Annotated in this window: 17 protein-coding genes, 3 tRNA genes, 1 other RNA gene and 1 other annotated feature; of the genes, 17 read left to right on the top strand and 4 right to left on the bottom strand. The window is 42.0% G+C overall.

Going from position 1 to position 21,154, the window contains the following annotated elements; translation table 11 throughout:
* Window position 1: 1 nt before the first annotated feature.
* Window positions 2-1,672, bottom strand: a complete 1,671-nt coding sequence (locus CARFE_RS0101575; protein WP_028051496.1) for a long-chain-fatty-acid--CoA ligase — start codon at window positions 1,670-1,672, stop codon at window positions 2-4.
* Window positions 1,673-1,836: 164 nt separating this feature from the next.
* On the opposite strand from CARFE_RS0101575, the gene recO reads away from it, so the two are divergent.
* The 6 genes from recO to ppdK all read left to right on the top strand — a co-directional run bounded on the left by recO (window position 1,837) and on the right by ppdK (window position 10,129).
* Window positions 1,837-2,559 (top strand): DNA repair protein RecO, encoded by a 723-nt coding sequence (gene recO, locus CARFE_RS13880; protein WP_011343375.1) that lies wholly within the window; start codon window positions 1,837-1,839, stop codon window positions 2,557-2,559.
* Window positions 2,560-2,610: 51 nt separating this feature from the next.
* Window positions 2,611-2,815, top strand: a binding site (T-box leader).
* Window positions 2,816-2,921: 106 nt separating this feature from the next.
* The gene (gene glyQ / locus CARFE_RS0101560; protein WP_011343376.1) at window positions 2,922-3,794 is read left to right on the top strand and encodes a glycine--tRNA ligase subunit alpha; all 873 of its coding nucleotides are present in this window, start codon (window positions 2,922-2,924) and stop codon (window positions 3,792-3,794) included.
* 17 nt (window positions 3,795-3,811) lie between these two features.
* Window positions 3,812-5,884 carry a glycine--tRNA ligase subunit beta gene (gene glyS / locus CARFE_RS0101555; RefSeq protein WP_028051494.1) on the top strand — a complete coding sequence of 691 codons (2,073 nt, stop codon included), beginning with the start codon at window positions 3,812-3,814 and terminating at the stop codon, window positions 5,882-5,884.
* Window positions 5,885-5,987: 103 nt separating this feature from the next.
* A complete protein-coding gene (locus CARFE_RS0101550) occupies window positions 5,988-6,629 on the top strand; it encodes a helix-turn-helix transcriptional regulator (RefSeq protein WP_011343378.1) in 642 nt (213 codons plus the stop codon).
* 9 nt (window positions 6,630-6,638) lie between these two features.
* A complete protein-coding gene (locus CARFE_RS0101545; protein WP_028051492.1) occupies window positions 6,639-7,472 on the top strand; it encodes a pyruvate, water dikinase regulatory protein in 834 nt (277 codons plus the stop codon).
* The gene (ppdK, locus tag CARFE_RS0101540) at window positions 7,472-10,129 is read left to right on the top strand and encodes a pyruvate, phosphate dikinase (protein WP_028051491.1); all 2,658 of its coding nucleotides are present in this window, start codon (window positions 7,472-7,474) and stop codon (window positions 10,127-10,129) included. Before CARFE_RS0101545 ends, ppdK begins: the two co-directional genes overlap by 1 nt.
* 50 nt (window positions 10,130-10,179) lie before the next feature.
* Here the strand turns inward: ppdK and CARFE_RS0101535 are convergent, their stop codons facing one another.
* The gene (locus tag CARFE_RS0101535) at window positions 10,180-11,358 is read right to left on the bottom strand and encodes a M48 family metalloprotease (RefSeq protein WP_028051490.1); all 1,179 of its coding nucleotides are present in this window, start codon (window positions 11,356-11,358) and stop codon (window positions 10,180-10,182) included.
* 454 nt (window positions 11,359-11,812) lie between these two features.
* Here CARFE_RS0101535 and thpR point away from each other — a divergent pair, with 454 nt between their 5' ends.
* The 11 genes from thpR (at window position 11,813) to CARFE_RS0101480 (ending at window position 19,980) form a co-directional block, all read left to right on the top strand.
* Window positions 11,813-12,346: an RNA 2',3'-cyclic phosphodiesterase gene (gene thpR / locus CARFE_RS0101530; protein WP_028051489.1), complete on the top strand. Its 534-nt coding sequence runs from the start codon at window positions 11,813-11,815 to the stop codon at window positions 12,344-12,346.
* 81 nt (window positions 12,347-12,427) lie between these two features.
* On the top strand, window positions 12,428-13,045 hold the full coding sequence (locus tag CARFE_RS0101525) for a flavodoxin family protein (RefSeq protein WP_028051488.1): 618 nt from the start codon (window positions 12,428-12,430) through the stop codon (window positions 13,043-13,045).
* Window positions 13,046-13,059: 14 nt separating this feature from the next.
* A complete protein-coding gene (locus tag CARFE_RS0101520; protein ID WP_028051487.1) occupies window positions 13,060-14,058 on the top strand; it encodes a deoxyguanosinetriphosphate triphosphohydrolase in 999 nt (332 codons plus the stop codon).
* Window positions 14,059-14,132: 74 nt separating this feature from the next.
* The gene (dnaG, locus tag CARFE_RS13875) at window positions 14,133-15,860 is read left to right on the top strand and encodes a DNA primase (protein WP_051250102.1); all 1,728 of its coding nucleotides are present in this window, start codon (window positions 14,133-14,135) and stop codon (window positions 15,858-15,860) included.
* Between the two features lie 22 nt (window positions 15,861-15,882).
* The gene (gene rpoD, locus CARFE_RS0101510; protein ID WP_011343392.1) at window positions 15,883-16,995 is read left to right on the top strand and encodes an RNA polymerase sigma factor RpoD; all 1,113 of its coding nucleotides are present in this window, start codon (window positions 15,883-15,885) and stop codon (window positions 16,993-16,995) included.
* Window positions 16,996-17,090: 95 nt separating this feature from the next.
* Window positions 17,091-17,165, top strand: a tRNA-Ile gene (locus CARFE_RS0101505).
* A gap of 35 nt (window positions 17,166-17,200) precedes the next feature.
* Window positions 17,201-17,276, top strand: a tRNA-Glu gene (locus tag CARFE_RS0101500).
* 1 nt (window position 17,277) lies between these two features.
* Window positions 17,278-17,353, top strand: a tRNA-Val gene (locus CARFE_RS0101495).
* A gap of 125 nt (window positions 17,354-17,478) precedes the next feature.
* Window positions 17,479-18,177, top strand: a complete 699-nt coding sequence (locus CARFE_RS0101490; protein ID WP_028051486.1) for a tRNA (adenine(22)-N(1))-methyltransferase — start codon at window positions 17,479-17,481, stop codon at window positions 18,175-18,177.
* A complete protein-coding gene (locus CARFE_RS0101485) occupies window positions 18,156-19,262 on the top strand; it encodes a Nif3-like dinuclear metal center hexameric protein (RefSeq protein ID WP_028051485.1) in 1,107 nt (368 codons plus the stop codon). The genes CARFE_RS0101490 and CARFE_RS0101485 overlap by 22 nt, the downstream gene beginning before the upstream one ends.
* Window positions 19,263-19,266: 4 nt before the next feature.
* A complete protein-coding gene (locus CARFE_RS0101480; RefSeq protein WP_028051484.1) occupies window positions 19,267-19,980 on the top strand; it encodes a C4-type zinc ribbon domain-containing protein in 714 nt (237 codons plus the stop codon).
* Between the two features lie 204 nt (window positions 19,981-20,184).
* Here the strand turns inward: CARFE_RS0101480 and rnpB are convergent.
* Together rnpB and CARFE_RS0101475 are read right to left on the bottom strand one after the other, a co-directional pair.
* An RNA gene (gene rnpB / locus CARFE_RS15435) (RNase P RNA component class A) lies at window positions 20,185-20,523 on the bottom strand.
* Window positions 20,524-20,596: 73 nt separating this feature from the next.
* Window positions 20,597-20,920: a YbjQ family protein gene (locus CARFE_RS0101475; RefSeq protein ID WP_028051483.1), complete on the bottom strand. Its 324-nt coding sequence runs from the start codon at window positions 20,918-20,920 to the stop codon at window positions 20,597-20,599.
* Between the last annotated feature and the right edge of the window lie 234 nt (window positions 20,921-21,154).

Genomic DNA, 21,154 nt, shown 5'->3' with positions numbered 1-21,154 from the left:
GTTACTTTTTTGCTTCTTCCCGGAGAGCCCGCCGTAAAACCTTACCTACGGTAGTTTTGGGGAGTTCGGTTCTAAATTCCACGTATTTTGGAACTTTGTACTTGGCGAGTTTTTCCTGGCAGTATTTAATAATTTCTTCAGAAGTGGCGGTTTCATTTTCTTTTAAAACAATGAAGGCTTTGACCACCTCTCCCCGGTACTCATCGGGAACACCTATTACTACCGCTTCTTTAACCTTAGGATGTTCGTATAAAACTTCTTCCACTTCCCGCGGATAAATGTTGTAACCGCCGGAGATTATTAAATCTTTTTTCCGATCCACAATATAAAGATAGCCATCTTCATCCATGCGGCCTAAATCGCCTGTTAAAAGCCAGCCTTCTTTTAAGACCAGGGCGGTTTCCTCTGGGCGATTCCAGTAACCTTTCATAACCTGAGGTCCTTTTACGGCAACTTCGCCTACTTCGCCAATGGCTACTGGATTTAATGTGTCAGGTTCAACTACCATACACAGGGTATCGGAAAGGGGCAGCCCCACCGAACCGGGCTTTTCCATTGAATGAACAGGATTGCAGTGGGTAACGGGAGATGATTCGGTCAAGCCATATCCTTCCACAATACGGCCGCCGGTAATTTCTTCAAACTTTTTCTTAACTTCCACCGGTAGCGGTGCTGATCCGGAAATACACAGTCTAATTGAGGTAATGTCATAATCTTTTATTCTGGGATGGTTGATTATGGCAACGTAGATAGTTGGGGCACCTGGGAAGAGAGTGGGCCGGTATTTTACTATGGTTTTTAGCATTTCATCGACGTTAAAACGAGGCATAATAAGCAGGGTGGCGCCGGTTAAAACGGCCAGGTTTAAAGCAACCGATAAACCGTAAACGTGAAAGAAAGGCATTACTGCCAGAATGATATCCTGGCTGCTTCTTACGGGATCCCAGGCATTTACCTGCATAGCATTGGCAATTAAATTACGGTGGGTGAGCATTACCCCTTTAGAAATGCCAGTTGTTCCTCCGGTATACTGGAGTACCGCTAAATCTTCTTCGGGATTAATGGTAATTTTTGCAAGGGGCTGGGGTGGTGATTTTAAAAGTTCCTGGAAACCAAGGATAAATGATTCTTTCGGGATTTCAACCCACTGTTTTTCTTTTTTTACTTTGACAGGATACAGAAGTTTTAAAAGAGGTGGCATAAATTCTGAAAGTCGGGTTACCACTATTTTTTCTAACGAAGTTTTAGCTTTAATATTTAACACCCTGGGGAGAATTAAATCCAGAGTTATCACAATTTTGGAGCCTGAGTCAGTAAGCTGGTGGTGAAGTTCCCGTTCGGTATACATGGGATTGTTCCAGACAACCACTGCGCCTGCTTTTAAAGCACCATAAAAGGCTATCACGGCCTGGGGGGAATTGGGTAAAATCAAGGCTACCCGGTCTCCCTTTTTAATTCCCAGGCTTTGCAGATTGGCGGCAAGGTTATCGGTGAGCTCTTTTAACTTTTGGTATTTAATTCTTGCACCGAAAAAGATTGTGGCGTCGGTGTTGGGAAATTCGTTGGCAGTTTTATCTAACATTTCACCCAAAGAAATAGGGGGATAATCCAGGTGATATTTCACGTTTTTTGGATAATAAGGCCAGGATGGGGGATTATTTAAATCAATCATGAAAAACCCTCCTTAAAATGTTTTCTTAAGTTTATTATATTTTTGAATTGGATTCAGGCAATAAAAATTTTAAAAATTCAAAAAATTATTGCTAATAATTTTTTAAATAAACAATGATATAATTATGACAGCATAAAGTTAATTGTTCAGAAGAGGGATGGATATTGAAATTTTATTTGGATGAAGGGATTGTGTTAAAGGGTAGTGACTTCGGTGATGGCCACCGGATGTTGACAATTATAACGAAAGAGCTGGGAAAAATTAAAGCGGTGGCTTACGGTGCAAAAAAGGTAAAAAGCAAAAAGCGGGGAGCGTTACTGGAATTTAGCCGGACCAACATTTATTTGCGGCAAAGTAACGATTATTTTATCGTTGAGCAAGCGGAAGGCATAGAGTATTTTCCCAATCTTTATGGAAATAAAGATTTGTTACATGCGGCGGGGCAAATTGCGTGGCTGACGGATCGCTTTTGGCCTCTGGGGCAACTTAACCCTAAACTATACAATTGGGTTTTATATAGTTTACGGTTACTAAATTCGGGAGTTTGGCCCAAAATTGTGTTACGAAATTTTGAATTAAAACTTTTGGCTTTTACCGGCTTTAGACCCATAACCACTCACTGTGCCGTTTGCCGCAAACCTTACCGGGGTGAAGTATGGTATTTTGGAGCTGGGGAAGGAGGAATTGTCTGTCCTTCCTGTAGGCCCATAGAGGGGATTTATTTTGAAATATTTCCGGAAGTGGTAAAAGGGATGAACGCCTTACTTCTTGCTTCACCGGAAAAGTTACCGGAACTTTTATTGGATGAGCGGGTAGTGGATAGAGTTAAAACCATCTTGGAATATTTTTTGGGTTATCAATTGGGTGAGCCAATAAGACTTCTTTAACTTGACTTTTTTCTTAGGCTTTGGTAAATTATTTCAAAACAAATTAATAATGGATTGGCAGTGAACCGGAGGAGTAGCTGTGATTTCCCTTAAAGAGAGCCGGGGGCTGGTGTGACCCGGTAGGGATAAACGGTGAAGGCGCCGGGGAGCCGGCAGGAGGAAACCCCAAGGGGAGTAAAGCCTGCAAAGTTTTGAGGTGGGCCTTTTTTGGCCAACCAGGGTGGAACCGCGGAAGGATGCCCCTTTCGTCCCTGGCAGCTTGCCGGGACAAAGGGGCTTTAAATTTATTAAGGTGTTTGTTTTTATTGGTTTTTCCAATTTCCAACATCCAACTTCTAATATCTAATATGGGGGTGTTTTTTATGCTTACTTTTCAGGAGATTATTTTAAAGCTAAACGAATACTGGGGGCAGCAAGGTTGCATTATTGCTCAGCCTTACGATACCGAAAAAGGGGCCGGAACTATGAATCCTCATACCTTTTTGCGGGCTTTAGGACCGGAACCCTGGCGGGTGGCTTATGTAGAGCCGTCGCGAAGACCAACCGACGGACGGTACGGAGAAAACCCCAACCGCTTGCAACATTATTACCAGTATCAGGTGATTTTAAAGCCCAACCCCGATAATGTGGTGGAGCTTTATATGGATAGCTTAAGATATCTGGGAATTAACCTTGAAGAGCACGATTTTCGCCTGGTGGAGGATAACTGGGAGTCCCCAACTTTAGGAGCCTGGGGTCTTGGCTGGGAAGTATGGCTTGATGGAATGGAGATTACCCAATTTACCTATTTTCAGCAATGCGGCGGTATTGACCTTCCGGTAGTATCGGCGGAAATAACCTATGGGTTAGAGCGGATCGCTATGTACCTTCAGAAAAAAGATAGCGTTTATGACATTGTCTGGGTCGATGGAATAACTTACGGGGACGTTCACTTAATGGGGGAAATTGAAAACTCCAAATATAACTTTGAGCTGGCCGATGTGGATAAGCTTTTTTCCTGGTTTAAAGATTTTGAGGCGGAGGCAAAACGTCTAATTGAAGCGGGAGTGGTTCTGCCGGCTTACGATTTTGTCCTAAAATGTTCCCACACCTTTAACCTTTTAGACGCCCGGGGAGCAATTTCGGTAACCGAAAGAACGGCGTATATCGGGAGAATCAGAAACTTGGCTCGTCTGGTTGCGCAGAAGTACATTGAGCAGCGGGAGAGTCTCGGTTTTCCGCTTTTAAAAAAATAATTTAGGGGGGAGAAAAAATGGACTACTTACTGGAAATTGGTGTTGAAGAAATACCGGCGCGCTTTATTCCCGGGATTATTGAAGAGGTCAAAAATAAAGGGGAAGAATTCTTAAAGGAATTTGGGGTGCAGTATGAAGCGGTAATTTCCGAGGCAACACCCCGGAGGATTGTTTTTTACGTTAAGGGAGTTTTACCGAAGACCGAAGAAAAAATTCAGGAAGTAAAGGGGCCCGCTAAGAAGGCTTCTTATGATAGCGAAGGAAATCCGACCAGGGCTCTTTTAGGTTTTGCCAGAAGCCAGGGGATAGAACCTAACGAAGTAATCGAAAAAGAGGTAAATGGGGTTATTTACGTTTTTGCCCGGAAAAAAACCGGGGGAAATCCGGTAGACGAATTGTTGCCTGAAATTGCCCGGAAGTTAATAAAAAGCCTGTCTTTCCCCAAACCCATGCGCTGGGGAGATATAGATTTTAAGTTTATTCGCCCGATTCGCTGGCTTGTTTCCCTGCTGGATGAAAAAGTGATACCCCTTGAAATAGCCGGAATTAAGGCGGACAGGATATCCAGGGGTCACCGCTTCTTAGGGCAAAAGGAAGTTGTTTTAGATAGAGCAGCCGATTACTTTGTTGCAATGAGAGAGAATTATGTTATTGTTTCCCTGAATGAAAGAATTGAGATGATCAGGGCTCAGTTACATAGGGCAAGCGCCGAAGAAGGAGTTGTGGTAGATCAGGATGAGGAACTTTTACTGGAAAACGCCAATTTGGTGGAGTATCCTACCGTGGTAATTGGAGAAATTAATAGAGAATTTTTAGAACTACCTAAAGAAGTAATAATTACGCCAATGAAGGAACACCAGCGCTATTTTCCCCTGTTTAAAAATGATGGAAGTTTGTACCACAAATTTTTAGCTGTTAGAAACGGAGGCAGGGAAAATTTAGCGGAAATTGCCGAGGGCTATGCCAAGGTTTTAAGGGCCAGGCTTTATGATGCCCGGTTTTTCTACCGGGAAGATTTGAAAAAACCGCTTTCCGCTTATAATGAAAAACTTACCCGGATAGTATTTCAGGAGAAGTTAGGAACGGTATGGGATAAAGTTTTACGGTTAAAGGAACTTGTGGTGGCTATTGGTAGGGAACTTAATTGTGATGATGAGGTAAAAAGTTACGCCGCCCGGGCAGCGGAGCTTTCTAAAGCAGATCTTGCTACCAATATGGTTTATGAGTTTCCCGAGCTCCAGGGGATTATGGGTCGGGATTATGCTTTAAAGTCCGGGGAAAGAAAGGAAGTAGCCGATGCAATTTTTGAGCATTACCTTCCAAGATTTTCAGGGGATATTGTGGCAACCTCTGAAGTCGGAATTTTACTGTCCTGTGCCGAAAAAATAGATAACCTCACGGCATTTTTTGCCTTAAAACAAATTCCAACCGGTTCGGCGGACCCCTTTGGTTTACGGCGGCAAGCTTTAGGACTTCTTCGCACGTTAATTGAAAACAAACGCTTCTTTTCTTTAAAGAAGGCTTTTGATGCTGCTTTTAATTTGTTACCCGCCGAGGTTCGGGAAAAAGCGAATTTCGCCGAAGTTTATGAAGAACTCTTGGAGTTTATTTACCAAAGATTTAAGGGTCTTTTACTGGAAGAGGGATTTTCTTACGATACCATTGATGCGGTGCTGGCTACCGGAAAAGATGACTTTTATGACCTTTACTTAAGAGTTCGGGCTTTAGAAAATCTCAGAAACCATCCGAGTTTCACAGCCCTTACTACGACCTTTACCCGGGCGTATAACCTGGCCCGTAAAGGACAGGGAAGGGAAGTAGCTGAAAGTTTATTATATGAGCCGGCGGAAAAAGAGCTTTTTGCCAGGTTTAGCGAGATTTCCCTAAATGTTAAGGAGTTTTTAAGGGAAAAAGCTTACTTAAAAGCTATGGAAGAAGTGGCGGCATTAGCAAACCCTTTAGACCGGTTCTTTAACGAAGTGCTGGTGATGGCTGAAGACGAAAAGATAAGGGAAAATCGCCTCGGATTACTTGGAGCAATTGCCCGACTTGTTCTGGAAATTGCCGATTTGAGCAAAATTGTTGGTTAATTTTTTGCAAAAAATTATTAAATTAGGAGGTATTTTTTAAGTAAATATAGTATAATATATCCTGTAAGCTAGTTAAATAATATAGCACATTTCCTTAAGGTAGGTGAATTATATCGAACTTACAAAACGTCAGGAAAAAATCCTTGAAATAGTGCGCAATCACGGTCCTATTACCGGGGAGGAGATTGCTCAAAAACTTAACATCAGTCGTGCAGCGCTAAGGCCGGATTTAGCGATTTTAACCATGGCTGGATTGCTGGGAGCAAGACCCCGGGTAGGTTATTACTATACCGGGAGGGAACCCCGGGATGTAATTGCCGGGGTTTTAGGAAATATTCGGGTGCAGGAAGTTCAGTCCCGCCCTATAGTCGTGCGGGAAACATCTACGGTATATGATGCTATCGTCACGATGTTTATTGAAGATGTGGGGACAATTTTTGTTGTTTCCGAGGAAGGTTTTTTGGAAGGGCTGGCTTCACGCAAGGACATGCTCAAAGCTACTATGGGCGGTAAAGATATTAACAAGCTTCCTGTAGGTGTGGTAATGACGCGGATGCCAAACATCATAGTAACTTATCCCGATGAGTCGGTGTTAAGGGCAGCGGAGAAATTAATTCACCACCAGGTAGATTCCCTTCCGGTAGTAGAAACGGTGCTGCATGAAGGTCGGGAAAAATACCGGGTGGTGGGTAGGTTTACCAAAACCAACATTACAAGGCTTTTTGTCAGCCTGGCCGGAAAGTAAAAGGAGGTATTGGCAATTAATCTGAAGTTAGAGCAAATTCCAGTGGTTTATATTCTTTCTGATTCAATCGGGGAAACGGGGGAAGTGGTGGCGAAAGCGGCTGCCAGTCAATTTGATTCGGGCCGGGTTGATATACGGCGGGTGCCGTACTTAAGTTCGGTTCGGGAAGTGGAAGAGGCGTTACAGGAAGCGGAAAGTGCAGGGGCCTTGGTGGTTTATACTCTGGTGCGTCCGGACTTAAAAGAGTACCTGGAAAAGCGAGCCCATGAACTTTCCCTTCCCCATGTGGATATCATGGGACCGATGTTGGAGGGCTTAAAGCAAATCACCAAGCAAAATCCTAAATACCAGCCCGGACTGATCCGCAGGTTAGATGAAGCTTACTTTAGCAAGGTAGAAGCGATTGAATTTGCCGTTAAATACGATGACGGCAAAGAACCTCGGGGCTTATTAAGAGCTGATTTAGTTGTAATAGGGGTTTCGCGGACTTCTAAAACTCCCCTTTGTATGTATTTGGCCCATAAAGGGATTAAAGCGGCAAACGTGCCGTTAGTACCGGAGGCTACTCCCCCGGAAGAATTGTTTAAAATTCCCCCGCAAAAAATAGTGGGGCTTACCATAAAACCTTCAATTTTATTTGAGATCAGGAAGGAAAGGCTAAAAACATTGGGACTATCCCAAACGGCCGATTATGCTAACATGGAAAGAATTTTGATGGAGCTGGATTATGCTCTGGGTATTATGAAAAAAATTGGCTGTGCCGTAATTGATGTGAGTAATAAAGCGGTGGAGGAAACGGCAGCCAGGGTTTTAGAAATTTACAGGAAAGGGGTAGGGAGGTAATGACCAAATACGTTTACTTATTTCATGAAGGCCGTGCTGACATGAAAGATTTATTGGGGGGAAAAGGGGCCAATTTAGCGGAAATGACCAATATCGGTCTTCCGGTACCTCCGGGGATGACCATTACTACCGAAGCTTGCCGGGAGTATTACCGGCTGGGAGGTAAGTTCCCGGAAGGTTTAATGGAAGAGGTCAAGGAAAAACTTGTTTATATTGAAGAAAAAACCGGTAAAAAATTTGGCGACCCCCAAAACCCTCTTTTAGTTTCGGTGCGGTCGGGAGCTAAATTCTCGATGCCGGGAATGATGGATACTATCTTAAACCTCGGTTTAAACGAGGAAACGGTGGAAGGTTTGGCGCAAAACACTCAAAATCCCCGGTTTGCTTATGATGCTTACCGGCGGTTTATTCAGATGTTTGGGGATGTGGTTTTAGAAATTCCCAAACACGAGTTTGAACATATTTTAGACCGGCAAAAAGAAAAGGAAGGGGTAACCTTTGACCAGGAACTTTCCGCAGAAGCTTTAAAGGAAGTTATTGTTCGATATAAAGAATTGGTAGAAAGAAAAACTGGAAAGCCTTTCCCTTCTGATCCCATGGTTCAGCTTACCATGGCTATTGAAGCGGTATTTAAGTCTTGGAATAACGACCGGGCCATTGTCTACCGGAATTTAAATAAAATTCCCCATGATTTGGGTACTGCGGTTAACATCCAGTCAATGGTCTTTGGTAATATGGGCAACGACTCCGGTACCGGTGTGGCCTTTACCCGGAACCCTTCCACCGGGGAAAAGGTTTTATACGGTGAATATCTGACCAACGCTCAAGGAGAAGATGTGGTTGCCGGCATTCGTACTCCGAGCCCCATTTCCAAGTTAAAAGAAGAAATGCCGGAAGTTTACGAACAATTTGTCAATATTGCTAAACTCTTAGAAAGTCACTACAAAAACATGCAGGACATTGAATTTACCATTGAGCGAGGTAAACTTTATATCCTGCAAACCAGAAACGGCAAGCGGACGGCCCAGGCTGCAGTTAAGATTGCCCATGACATGGTCGAAGAAGGGTTAATTACCAAAAAAGAAGCGATTTTAATGGTGGAGCCGGGACAATTAGACCAGCTTCTTCACCGGCAAATTGATCCTTCGGCCAAGGTGGAGGTAATTGCCAAGGGGTTACCCGCTTCTCCCGGGGCTGCCTCGGGGATTGTAGTTTTTGATGCCGATGAAGCGGAGAAACTGGGCAAAGAAGGGAAAAAGGTTTTACTGGTGCGGACCGAAACCACTCCCGATGATATTCACGGCATTGTGGCCGCCCAGGGAGTTTTAACCAGCCGGGGTGGTATGACCAGCCATGCGGCGGTGGTTGCCCGGGGCATGGGTAAGCCGTGTGTTTGCGGTTGTGAAGCCATCAAAATTGATTATGAGAAAAAATTGTTTACCGTAGACAATATTACCGTAAAAGAAGGAGACTACTTATCCATTGACGGTTCTACCGGACGGGTAATTCTCGGAACTGTCCCGATGAAAGATCCAGAACTATCTCCGGAATTTGTTAAGCTTTTGGAATGGGCCGATGAGTTAAAGCGGCTTGAGGTTCGGGCCAATGCCGATACCCCGGAAGACGCCCAGAAAGCCCGGGAATTTGGAGCCAAAGGTATCGGCCTTTGCCGGACGGAACATATGTTTATGGGACCCGAGCGGCTGCCTCACGTACAAAGAATGATTTTAGCCGAAACCAAAGAAGAGCGGGAAGAGGCTCTATCTCACCTTCTTCCCATGCAGGAAGAGGATTTCTACGGTATTTTAAAAGCTATGGAAGGCTATCCGGTATGTATCCGGCTCCTGGACCCGCCCCTTCATGAATTTTTGCCAAGTTTAGAAGAACTGTTGGTGGAAACTACCGAGCTCAGGGTGCGGGGAGATAATCCAGAATTACTTGCCGAAAAAGAAGCTCTTTTAAAGAAAGTAAAATCTTTACACGAATTTAACCCGATGCTCGGACACCGGGGCTGCCGTTTGGGGATTACTTATCCGGAAGTTTACGAAATGCAGATTCGGGCCATCTTTAATGCAGCTGCTCGCTTAACCAAAGAAGGGTATAAAGTATATCCCGAGGTGGAAATCCCCTTAACCATTGATGTTAACGAAATGAAATTCTTTAAAGAACGAATTGATGCCATTGCCCGGGAGGTAATGGAAAGGGAAGGGGTTACCTTCCACTACACCTCCGGCACCATGATTGAGTTGCCAAGGGCAGCGCTGCTGGCCGATGAACTGGCTGAAGTTGCCGAATTCTTTAGCTTTGGTACTAACGACTTAACCCAGACTACCCTTGGTTTTAGCCGGGACGACGCCGAAGGGAAGTTTTTAAATCACTACTTAGATATGAAGATTTTAAAGGAAAATCCCTTTATCGTCTTGGACCGCAAAGGTGTTGGGAAATTAATGAAAATTGCCGTCGAAGGTGGACGGAAAACCCGTCCGGATTTACTGGTCGGTATTTGCGGTGAGCATGGCGGCGAACCCAGTTCCGTTGAGTTCTGCCACCAGATTGGTCTTGACTTTGTAAGCTGTTCACCTTACCGGGTACCGATTGCTCGCCTGGCTGCAGCTCAGGCTGCGGTGGCGGAAGGAGAAATAGTTGGAACTAAATAAGGAAATTTAAAAATAAAGGGGCTACCACCAAAAAATAAATGGGTAGCCCCTTATTTAATGTTTTGGAACTTTTTAGTTCTAATCCTCTCTAATCTTACATCAAAGGATGATTTTCCGTATAAAGCCTCAGGGGTAGTTTTAAAAGCCATGGCTAATTCTTCTAAAGCTTTTTCCGTGGCGGTTAAGCCAATTAATTTTATGGCGTAATCATCGGCTCTAAACTCTCCAAGCTCGTCATATTTTACCCAGAAAAATATTAATAAGAAAATAAGCACTAAACCGGCTGTATTTAAAAATTTCCCAATTGCTGTATATCCCATGGCCTGGTAGTAACTACTTAAAGTAAACAGAATAAGTAATCCCCAGGGTACGAGCACCGGCGAAATAATCATCCCAATTATTTTAAATTTGTGGTCTAAAAGATGACCGGCTTCATGGGCAATTAAATATTCCCGGTAGTTATCATTTTTTACGTATTCGGAATCGATAAAGATGCGGCCTTGGGGGTCGGCAAGGCCAAGGATTTCTCCTTTAGAACTTAAGAAGGATACCAGGGGGCTTACAAAAACGGGAAATCCATGGGCCTTTTTTAGTGGTTTGGAAAAAAAGCGAACGGTAATAAATGAATATTTTTTTGAAGTTCCTATATAGGGTAATATCATTTTGCCAATGATAAGCCAACTAAAATACTTAAAAAGGTCTTTGATGACTTCTAAAGGTAAGTAAGGTATTAGTAACTTTTTAACATTACGAAAAATAAGGGATACTAAAAGGGGTGTTGTAAATAAAGCAAAGATACCAATAAAAAGGACCAACAGGGTGATTATGAATATTTTCTTATTTGGGGGTTCGGCGTCTTCGAGGATTAAAGTTGAACCATCAGCGGTTTTGGAAACTTGTTTTAAACCCGGTAAATAAGCGATATTTCTGATAACTTTTTTTGATCTTGCTCCGTTAAATAAAGTCAACAGACATTGCCAAGTGGTAAGAGGGTATTTATCAATTAAAACCTTTGCAGAATAGATTTTAGTTGCCTTTATTTTGGGAAGTCCCATTCCTACCAGGTTTACTGCTAAACCGCCCAAAATAGTAACTAAGCTTTTAGCCCAAAGACCCTGGACATAGCCATCGGTAGCTTCAGCTAAACTACCGGCTAAAGCAAAAGACAACCAAAAAGTAAAAAGTGCAGCACTTACGACCCAGGTCGCGATTTCCGCATATAAGATCAAAACTTTTCACCCTTTCACAAGTGTTGGTAATAGTTAAAGAATACGGAAAGAAAAAGCTGAAAATTTTTTAAAATTAGCATAAATCATTACATCGTTTACATTTTAATTTAATGGTACATTTTTTTGTCAAGAAGAATTTGTTTTTTTACTGTAAATAGGCCAGAGAAGCGTTTACAGTATTTTTCAAGCTAAAACAAGCATTGAAAAAGGTGAGTTGCTGGAATCCCATTAAAAAAGAAGTACTTTATATTATTAAACGTTTGTGTTTGCAATTATCAAACTGGTGAAAAGAAAATTAAGCTAAATAGGTTTTACTAAAAACGCCAAAGCATTTTTGAGAATTAATTTTTCCTGCATTGGCAGGATTTTTCTTTTCTTAAGGAGAAAAAAGGATTTTTTTCTTTTTTAGCTAATATTAAATATACCTAATTTTTAATATTTGTGGGGGATAAAGATGCGTTTATTTTTTGCAGTGGATTTTCCCGAGGAATTAAAAGAAGAAATTTATCAGGATATTACACCTTTATTTAAATACAACGGGGTTAAGTGGGTAGCAAAAGAGAACTACCACTTAACTTTAGCTTTTTTGGGGGAAAAAGAGGAAAAGGAGCTTTTGCAAATTGACCGGGCGGCAAAGAGCGTACCTCAAGTCAAAGAATCACTAATCAAAGTATTAGATTTTGGGGCTTTTCCCAATTTAAAAAAGCCTAAAGTTTTATTTTTAAAAATCGAAAGTCCCGGGCTTTTAACTATAGCCGAGAATTTACGTCAAAATTTAAAAGAAAATAATATTTCTTTTGACGAAAAGCCGTTTGTGCCCCATTTAACCATAGGCAGGGTAAAAGGGGAAATAAAAGATTTAGCTTTACCAGAGTTTAACCCGAAAGAATTTTCTTTTAAAAATTTTTACTTAATAAAAAGCGTTTTAACCCCTGAAGGTCCGATTTACGAAAAAATAAAAAGCTACGAAATATTACAAAATGCTTAAGAATTTGTTAAAATTAAATTTTATGAAGGAAAAAGAGCGTTAGAAATCGTATTTATAGGAAGGTATAAAGGAGGAGTCGGAATGAAAGTTGTGGTTTTAAATGGAAGTCCTAATAAAAATGGCAACTGTACTTATCTTGCCGGGGTAATAAAAAATCTTGCCAGTGAGTATAATGCAGAAACTGTAATTATCAATGTTGATGAAATTATGCGCCGGCAAAAAATCCCTTACTGCATCCATTGCTCGGCACCTTGTTCGGGGGTTTGCTACAAGGGAACGGAATTAGAAGCTGCCTATCTTCAGCTTGGTTCCGCCGATGCGATAATCATGCTCTCACCGGTTTACTTCGGCACTGTATCGGCGCAATTAAAAGCTTTTTGGGATAAAACCCGAAGACTTAGGGACAGAAAACTTCTTGTTAATGTAGTGGGAGCGGCGGCCACCGTTGGTGGTTCGCGCTTCGGAGGCCAGGAGACCACTATATCTACCCTTCACGACATGATGCTGGTTCAAGGTATGACCGTTGTAGGCGATGGTTTGTTTACCGCCGATGCCGGACACCAGGGGGCGTGCTTTACCCGTCCGGCCGAAGAGGAGCAAAACGGTGTTAAAAGGCTTGAGATATTAGTAAAAAGGGTGTTGGAGGTAGCTAAGGCTACCGAAAGTTTAAGGGAAAAGCGGGAGGTTACTTTATTTTAACGGAGCGATAATTTATGTTAATCCGGGAGACCATTGAGGAGCGGGAGCTTAGAGAATTATCTCCCTATGCGGCCAAGAGCCGTTTTACCAGGGGTAGACTTAAACCCGAAGAGGAATGTCCGATCCGTACCGCCTATCAGCGGGACCGGGACCGGATTGTCCATTCCAAGGCCTTTCGGCGGTTAAAACATAAAACCCAGGTGTTTATTGCCCCGGAAGGGGACCACTACCGGACTCGCCTTACCCATACTTTGGAGGTGGCCCAGATAGCCAGGACCATTGCCCGGGCTTTGTTTTTAAACGAGGATTTAACGGAAGCTATAGCTTTTGGCCATGACCTGGGTCATACTCCTTTTGGCCATGCCGGGGAAGACCAGCTGAACAGTTTGTTACCCGGAGGTTTCAAACATAATGCCCAGAGCTTACGGGTAGTGGATGTTTTGGAAAAGGGAGAAGGACTTAATTTAACCTGGGAAGTTCGGGAAGGGATCTTAAAGCACACCTGGAGTGAGGAGCCGCCGGAAACCCTGGAAGGACAAATCGTACGGCTTGCCGACCGGATTGCTTATATCAATCACGATATTGATGACGCCATCCGGGCGGGGGTTTTAAGGGAAGAAGAACTGCCACGGGACTGCTTAAAAATTCTTGGCTTTCGCCACCGGGACCGGATTAACACCATGGTAACTGACGTAATTAAAAATAGCTTGGATAAGCCGCAAATTACGATGAGTCAAGATGTGGAATGGGCGATGTTAGAACTTAGAAATTTTTTGTTTAGAACGGTTTATATTGGAAGCGAACCGAAAAAAGAAGAGAAAAAAGCCAAATTTCTTATAAAAATGCTTTATGAACATTATTTAGAAAATGTATATCAATTACCCGAGGAATTTCAAAATATCGTTAAAAACGAAGGACCCGAAAGGGCTGTAGCGGACTATATTGCCGGGATGACCGACCGTTTTGCCTTAAAAGTATATAAAGAATTGTTTATACCTCATCCTTTAACCTAAAAACTTATTTGTCGAAGCAGCAGGAAAAAGCGAAAAAAAAGAGAATAACTATTATTAAGAGAGCGGTGAAAACCGTGTCCTTTCAAGAGGTTGTAGAAAAAATTAGGAACCGGGTCGATTTAGTTGATTTAGTAAGCGAATATACCAGGCTGAAAAAGTCGGGAAGGAACTATGTAGGATTATGTCCCTTTCATAATGAAAAAACCCCTTCCTTTTCGGTTTCACCGGAAAAAAACCTGTATTACTGCTTTGGTTGCCAAAAAGGCGGCGATATTTTTAGTTTTATCATGGAAAAAGAAAGGTTGAATTTTAAAGAAGCCGTCTTTTATTTGGCGAAAAAATATAACATTGAACTTCCGGAAACGGGAAAAGCGTATAATAAAAACGAACATCTGTACCGAATGTTACTTTTAGCGGCAAAATTTTACCATGAAATTTTAAAAACCGAAGCTGCCGGGAAAGCCCGGGATTACCTGCAAAGCAGGGGTATTACCGAGGAAACGGTTAAAGATTTTATGTTAGGCTTTGCTCCATCCGCCAAAGCTTTGCCGGCTTTTTTAAGCAGTAAAGGTTATAATCCGGGGGAACTGGTTAAAATAGGAATTGTGACAAAAAGTTATAGCGGGACTTTTTCCGACCGTTTTGCTGGAAGGCTTATCTTTCCCATATTCGACCGGGAGGGCCGGGTGGTAGGTTTTGGGGGAAGAGCCCTGGGCGAGGAAAAGCCCAAGTATTTTAATTCACCCCAATCGGTGATTTTTGACAAGGGTAAGCTTTTTTACGGTTTTAAACAAGCCCGAACCACAATCAGGGAAAAAAGACAGGCCATTTTAGTTGAAGGATATTTTGACGTGATTTCTTTACATCAGGCAGGAGTTAAAAATGCTATTGCGTGTTTGGGTACGGCATTTACCGAAGAACATTTAAATTTTTTAAAAAACTACGGTTATATTGAGGAAATAATCTTAGCTTACGATAGCGACCAGGCGGGAGAAAAAGCAGCCTATAGAGCACTGGAAATGCTGGTTCGGGCCAGGGCTGATTTAAGCATTAAAATCATTCGTCTTGGAGAATTTAAAGATCCCGATGAGCTTATTAAAAATCGGGGTGCAACTGCTTTTTTAGAAGAAATAGAAAAAGCCAAAACTCCTGCGGAATTTTTATTAGAATTAGAGCTTAAAGAAAAGAGCGCTTTAAATCTTAACGAACAAAGGGCGCTGTTAAAAAAGCTTATCCCTTATCTGGTTTTAGAGTACGAAAAAACTCCGGCTTTGTTTGCCGAAAGAATAGGCGGCATTGCCAGCAAGCTTAAAATGAGCGAAGGGGCATTAGTGGACGAAATTCGCCGAGAGATTTATAAAAATGAAGAAAAATCTTTAAATAATTCAAGTTTTGGAGAAAATATAACTAATGAACACAAAAATTATGGCCTTTTAAAAGTTGAAAGTGAGTTATTGGGTTTGTTATTAGAATATCCTGAGTATCAAAAAGAATTTTTAAATGACTTTTTTTTCTATGAGTTTCAGGGAAAAAACCAGGAAGTCTTTAATTACCTAAAGGAAAATAAGTTCCCTGACCGGGAAGATCCATTATATAGTTACATGACCTATTTAAGGATTAACTGCCCGGAAGGGGATCCGAAGACCCTTTATGAAGGGTATGTTCGCTATCTTGAAGAACATTATAAAAAGCAGCAAGTTCAAAGGTTAACATTGGAAATATCTTTAGCGGAAAAAGAAGGAAACTGGGAAAAACTCCAGTTATTATTAAACAAACTGCAGGAACTTACCCAAAAAAACTAACGAAGAAAGGGGGGAATGCGGCATGAAGGAAATAATGCAAAATGAAAAGCTTATGGAAATTGTTGAAAAAGGTAAAAAGCGCGGCGTTTTAACCTATAATGATTTACTTGACAGCTTACAAAACGTCGATATAAATTCGGAACAAATCGATGAACTGTACGAATACTTGGCCAACCAGGGAATAGAAGTGGTACCGGAAATACCGGAGTTGGAGCTTGATTCTATTAATAGCTTAGATGACGACGTTGATTTTAAGCCTTCCGACATTGACGAGGTCGATTTAGATTTAACCATTCCGGAAGGGATTGCTATCGATGATCCGGTCCGGATGTATTTAAAAGAAATCGGCCGCGTTCCCTTGCTAACGCCGGAAGAAGAAATAGAGCTTGCCAAAAGGAAGGAAGAAGGCGATGAAGAAGCTAAAAGGAAACTTGCCGAAGCCAACTTGCGCCTTGTGGTAAGCATTGCCAAACGGTATGTGGGCAGGGGCATGTTGTTTTTGGATTTAATTCAGGAAGGCAATCTTGGTTTATTAAAAGCGGTGGAAAAGTTTGATTATCGTAAAGGTTACAAGTTTTCCACGTATGCTACCTGGTGGATAAGACAGGCCATAACCCGGGCTATAGCTGACCAGGCCCGGACCATTAGAATTCCGGTACACATGGTGGAAACGATAAACAAATTAATTCGCGTTTCGAGAAATCTTCTCCAGGAACTTGGGCGGGAACCTACCCCGGAAGAAATAGCCAAGGAAATGGGTATTTCTGAGGATAAAGTAAGGGAGATTATGAAAATTGCCCAGGAACCGGTGTCTTTGGAAACACCGATTGGAGAGGAAGAAGATTCTCACCTCGGAGATTTTGTCGAAGATCCCGATGCCAAAGCTCCCGTAGAAGAAGCTTCTTACACTTTACTGCGGGAACAGTTAGATGAGGTTTTAAAAACTTTAACCGAAAGGGAGCAAAAGGTCCTAAGACTTCGCTTTGGCCTGGATGACGGTCGTGCCCGGACCTTAGAAGAGGTCGGGCAGATCTTTGGTGTTACCCGGGAGCGGATTCGCCAAATTGAAGCCAAGGCTTTACGAAAACTTCGCCATCCAAGCCGGAGTAAAAAGCTGAAAGATTTTCTGGAATAGAAGTAAAAAATACCACAAAAATCTTTTAAAAAACTTCTTGACCAAATTAAAAATATCTCATATAATAAATCATGTCGCGGTAACAAATGAAATTCGGGCCCATAGCTCAGCGGTAGAGCTGCCGGCTCATAACCGGTAGGTCCCAGGTTCAAATCCTGGTGGGCCCACCATGTTAAGGCCGGAAGGCTCGAAGTTAAGAGTATGTGGCCCCATGGTCAAGAGGCCTAAGACACCGCCCTTTCAAGGCGGTAACCCGGGTTCGAATCCCGGTGGGGTCACCAGGGGCGGTTAGCTCAGCTGGGAGAGCACCTGCCTTACAAGCAGGGGGTCGGCAGTTCGATCCTGTCACCGCCCACCATGGAATATAAACCTCAAACCTGTAAGGTTTGGGGTTTTTTGTTTTTACTACCTTTTTTGAGGAAGATGCTGTATAATTATTGAAAATATAATTAAACATATTTAAAAAGTTACTCAGGAGGAAAAATGGAGTTAACGGAAAGATTAAAAGCGTTAGCAAAACACGTAATTACCGGTGAACCTGCAGCGGATATTGGTACGGACCATGCAAAACTACCAATTTATTTAGTAATCCACAATATCTGTCCAAAAGTAATTGCTACCGATTTAAATGAAATGCCCCTGAATCACGCTCAGAGCGAAGTTAAAGAATACGGGCTTTTGGAAAAAATTGAGTTAAGACAGGGAGACGGGTTATCTCCTTTAAAACCGGGGGAAGTTAAAAGTGTGGTAATTGCGGGTATGGGTGGGAATACTATTGCGCGGATTATCGAAGGTCGACCGGAAATTGCCCGGGAAGTTCGCCTTATCCTGCAACCGATGACGGATAGTTATGCTTTACGCTTAAAACTGGTGTCAAGAGGTTACCGAATTATTGCCGAGGAACTGGTGGAAGAAAAAAGCAGACTTTACGAAGTTATTGTTGCTGAGGCCGGTAAAATGGAGAATTTAGATAACGTTGAAATTGGCTTAGGACCGGTCTTGCTTAAGAGTAGGGATGAACTTACGAAAAAATATTTAGCAGGGCAAAAAGAAAAATACCGGAAAATCCTGATTAATTTACAAAAGGCGCAAGTGAAAGATTTAGAAAAGGTTAGGGAAATTAGTGAGATTTTAAATTATCTTGAGGAGGTGTTAAAAAGTTGGCCCATCCGCAGGAAATAGCGGCGGTTATTGAAGAAAAATTTCCACGGAAATTGGCAATGGAGTGGGATAATCCCGGCTGGCAGATTTATTTTGAAAAGGAAGTACATAAGGTCTTACTGGCTTTGGATATCACCGCAGCTACCGTTGATTTTGCTTTAAACGAAAAGGTTGATTTAATAATTACCCACCATCCCCTCTTTCTTAAACCGCTTAAGTCCCTGACTTTTGAGCGAAAGGAAGCTCTGCCCCTGTTAAAACTTCTGGAAAAGCAAATTTCGGTGTATGCCATTCACACCAATTTAGATGTGGCTTTCGGGGGAATAAACGATTATTTAGCAGAGCTTTTAGAACTTCAGGAAGTTAAGCCCCTGGGGGAGGAAATTTTTGAGAAACTTTATAAACTTTCCGTTTTTGTTCCGGAATCCCACTGGGAGACGGTTAGAGAAGCGATGGGAGCTGCAGGAGCGGGTTTTATCGGCAATTATTCTCACTGTACTTTTAACACCCGGGGTATTGGGACTTTTTTACCCCTTGAAGGTACAAATCCGTATATCGGTGCGGTGGGAAAGCTGGAAAGGGTAGAAGAAGTTAAGATCGAAACAATTGTTCCGGAAAGACTTTTAGCAAAAGTGGTAAAGGCTATGTTAAAAGTCCATCCCTATGAAGAGGTGGCGTACGATATCTATCCTTTGGAGAACAAAAATTATCTGGGAGGAATGGGAAGAATCGGGTTAACCGGTAAAAAAAGCTTTAAAGATTTTTTAGCTTTAGTGGCGGAGAAATTAGGGATAGAAAATTTAAGATACGGGGGTGATTTAAATTCGGTTCCGAAAAAAGTGGCGGTGGTAACGGGAGCCGGCGGTAGTTATTGGCCAAAAGCTAAGTTTGCGGGGGCGGATATTTTTCTAAGCGGGGATATAAAATACCACGAAGCGGTTTCAATGATAGAAGCCGGTTTAAATTTTATCGATGCCGGGCACTGGGAAACGGAAAGAATATTTACTGAACTTTTGCTTCCCCTTTTAAGAAAAATTGAAGGCTTAAGTATTGTTGTGGAGATGGGGGAGCCGGTATTTAAATTTTTTAAAAGCAGCAGGGGGTAATATTTTGCAGTATATTAGCGAATTATATAAGTTTATGCTTTTAGAAGAAGAAGAGCGGAAATTAGCAAATGATGAGCGGATATTGGTTAATCGGGAAAGTTTTAATATGGCCCGGAAAACCTGGGAAAGCACCCGAAAAATATTTTATGAAATTAAAGACGAGTTAGCAAAAACGGAAGAAGAAATCAAGAAATTAGAAGAGGAATTACTGGAATTGACTGACAAAATAAATGAGTTTGAGCAAAAGCTTTACCGGGAAGGTACAAATTTAAAGCAAATTGAACAGTATCAGTTTAAGCTTGAATTATTAAAAAACGAGAAATCCGATAAAGAAGAGCGGTTACTGGAAATTATTGACCGGGAAGAAGAATTAAAAGAAGAATTGAAAAAACTTAAAGATAAACTCACCAGGGGTAAAGAACGGCTTTTGAAATGGCAAGAAGAGATAAAGTTTGCAGAAGAAGAATATCAAAGGAATTTAGAGGCTCTTCGGCAAAAGTTAGCGCGGGAGCAAGAAAAACTTAAAGAAAATCCCTATTATGCAAAATATAAGGAGTTAAAAGAGAAGTATTTAAATCCGGTAGCGGTGGTAGAGAAAGAAACGTGTTATGGGTGTTTTATGAGTTTACCCTTTGAACTCACCAAAAAATTAAAGCTCGGGCAGGGAGAAGGAAGTATTTGCCCAAATTGTAAACGTTTGTTATATTATCCCGAATAATGAAAACTAACAGATAAATAAAACAAAAAACGACGAAAAAATTAAGAAATATCAGGGTTTTTATGGATTTGAGGTCATAAAAATTTTTTATTATTATTGCAATTTACGGAGATATTACTTTATAATGAAGGTAACTTCCTCTCTATTTATCCTTCAAATTTTAAGGCTATAAGCCCTTTTGAATAGGGCTTATAGCCTTTTTTTCAAGCGAGTAAGCCTGTAAGCCGAGTTCTGTCGAGGATGACCATCTATCTGAGACCTCTGTCACCAGAGGCCTTAAGCGACCAACCCGGGGACAGAGCGGGCCACTCTATCGTCCCCCTATTTGGTCTTGCTCCGGATGGGGTTTGCCTAGCCGGACAGTTACCTGCCCGCTGGTGAGCTCTTACCTCACCTTTCCACCCTTACCGGCGCGTAGCGCCGGCGGTTTGTTTCTGTGGCACTTTCCTTGGAGTCGCCTCCACCGGGCGTTACCCGGCATCCTGCCCTATGGAGCTCGGACTTTCCTCAGGGATTTCTCCCCGCGGTCATCCGGCTTACTCGCTTTTATTCAGTTTTGTCATTAAATAATTATAATTTTCTCCTGTTACCTCTGCAAGCAACAAATAATGGTATCTTAAATTTCGGGTTCGATATAAACGGCAGTTCCCGTTGCAACTACCATGAGCATTGACTGCCCAACACTTTCATAGTCTAAGCTTATTCCAATAACGGCGTTTGCTCCAAGTCGTTTGGCTCTCTCACTCATCTCATTTAAAACTATATTTCTTGCTTCTTCCAGCTGTTGCTCATAAGCCCCCGACCGACCGCCAATAATATCGCTAATGGATGCAAGTAAATCCCGGATAAAGTTTGTTCCCATGATTGCTTCTCCGGTTACAATACCCAGATATTTTGTAACTTTAAAACCATCCAATCTTCCGCTTGTAGCTAAAAGCATTAAAGGACACCTCCCGGGTATTTTTTTTTATTTTAACAAAAATTATGCTGTAATAATAGGGAAAATAAGTTACCTTATTAGTGTGTCGAGTAATGTCGAAAAAACTCATTATTTGTAACCATTTCTTAACATTGTCTTAATATATCAGTAACAATTATCAATTATTATGAAAACGAAAGGACAAGTCGGGAGGACAAAAAGAGGTCCCCCCCTCCCCACTCCCAATCCCCTCCT

Source organism: Carboxydothermus ferrireducens DSM 11255 (assembly GCF_000427565.1).
In the GTDB taxonomy this organism is placed as follows: Bacteria; Bacillota; Z-2901; order Carboxydothermales; family Carboxydothermaceae; genus Carboxydothermus; species Carboxydothermus hydrogenoformans.
The sequence above is the reverse complement of the archived record's forward strand: the minus strand, read 5'-3'. Positions and strand labels throughout refer to the sequence as shown.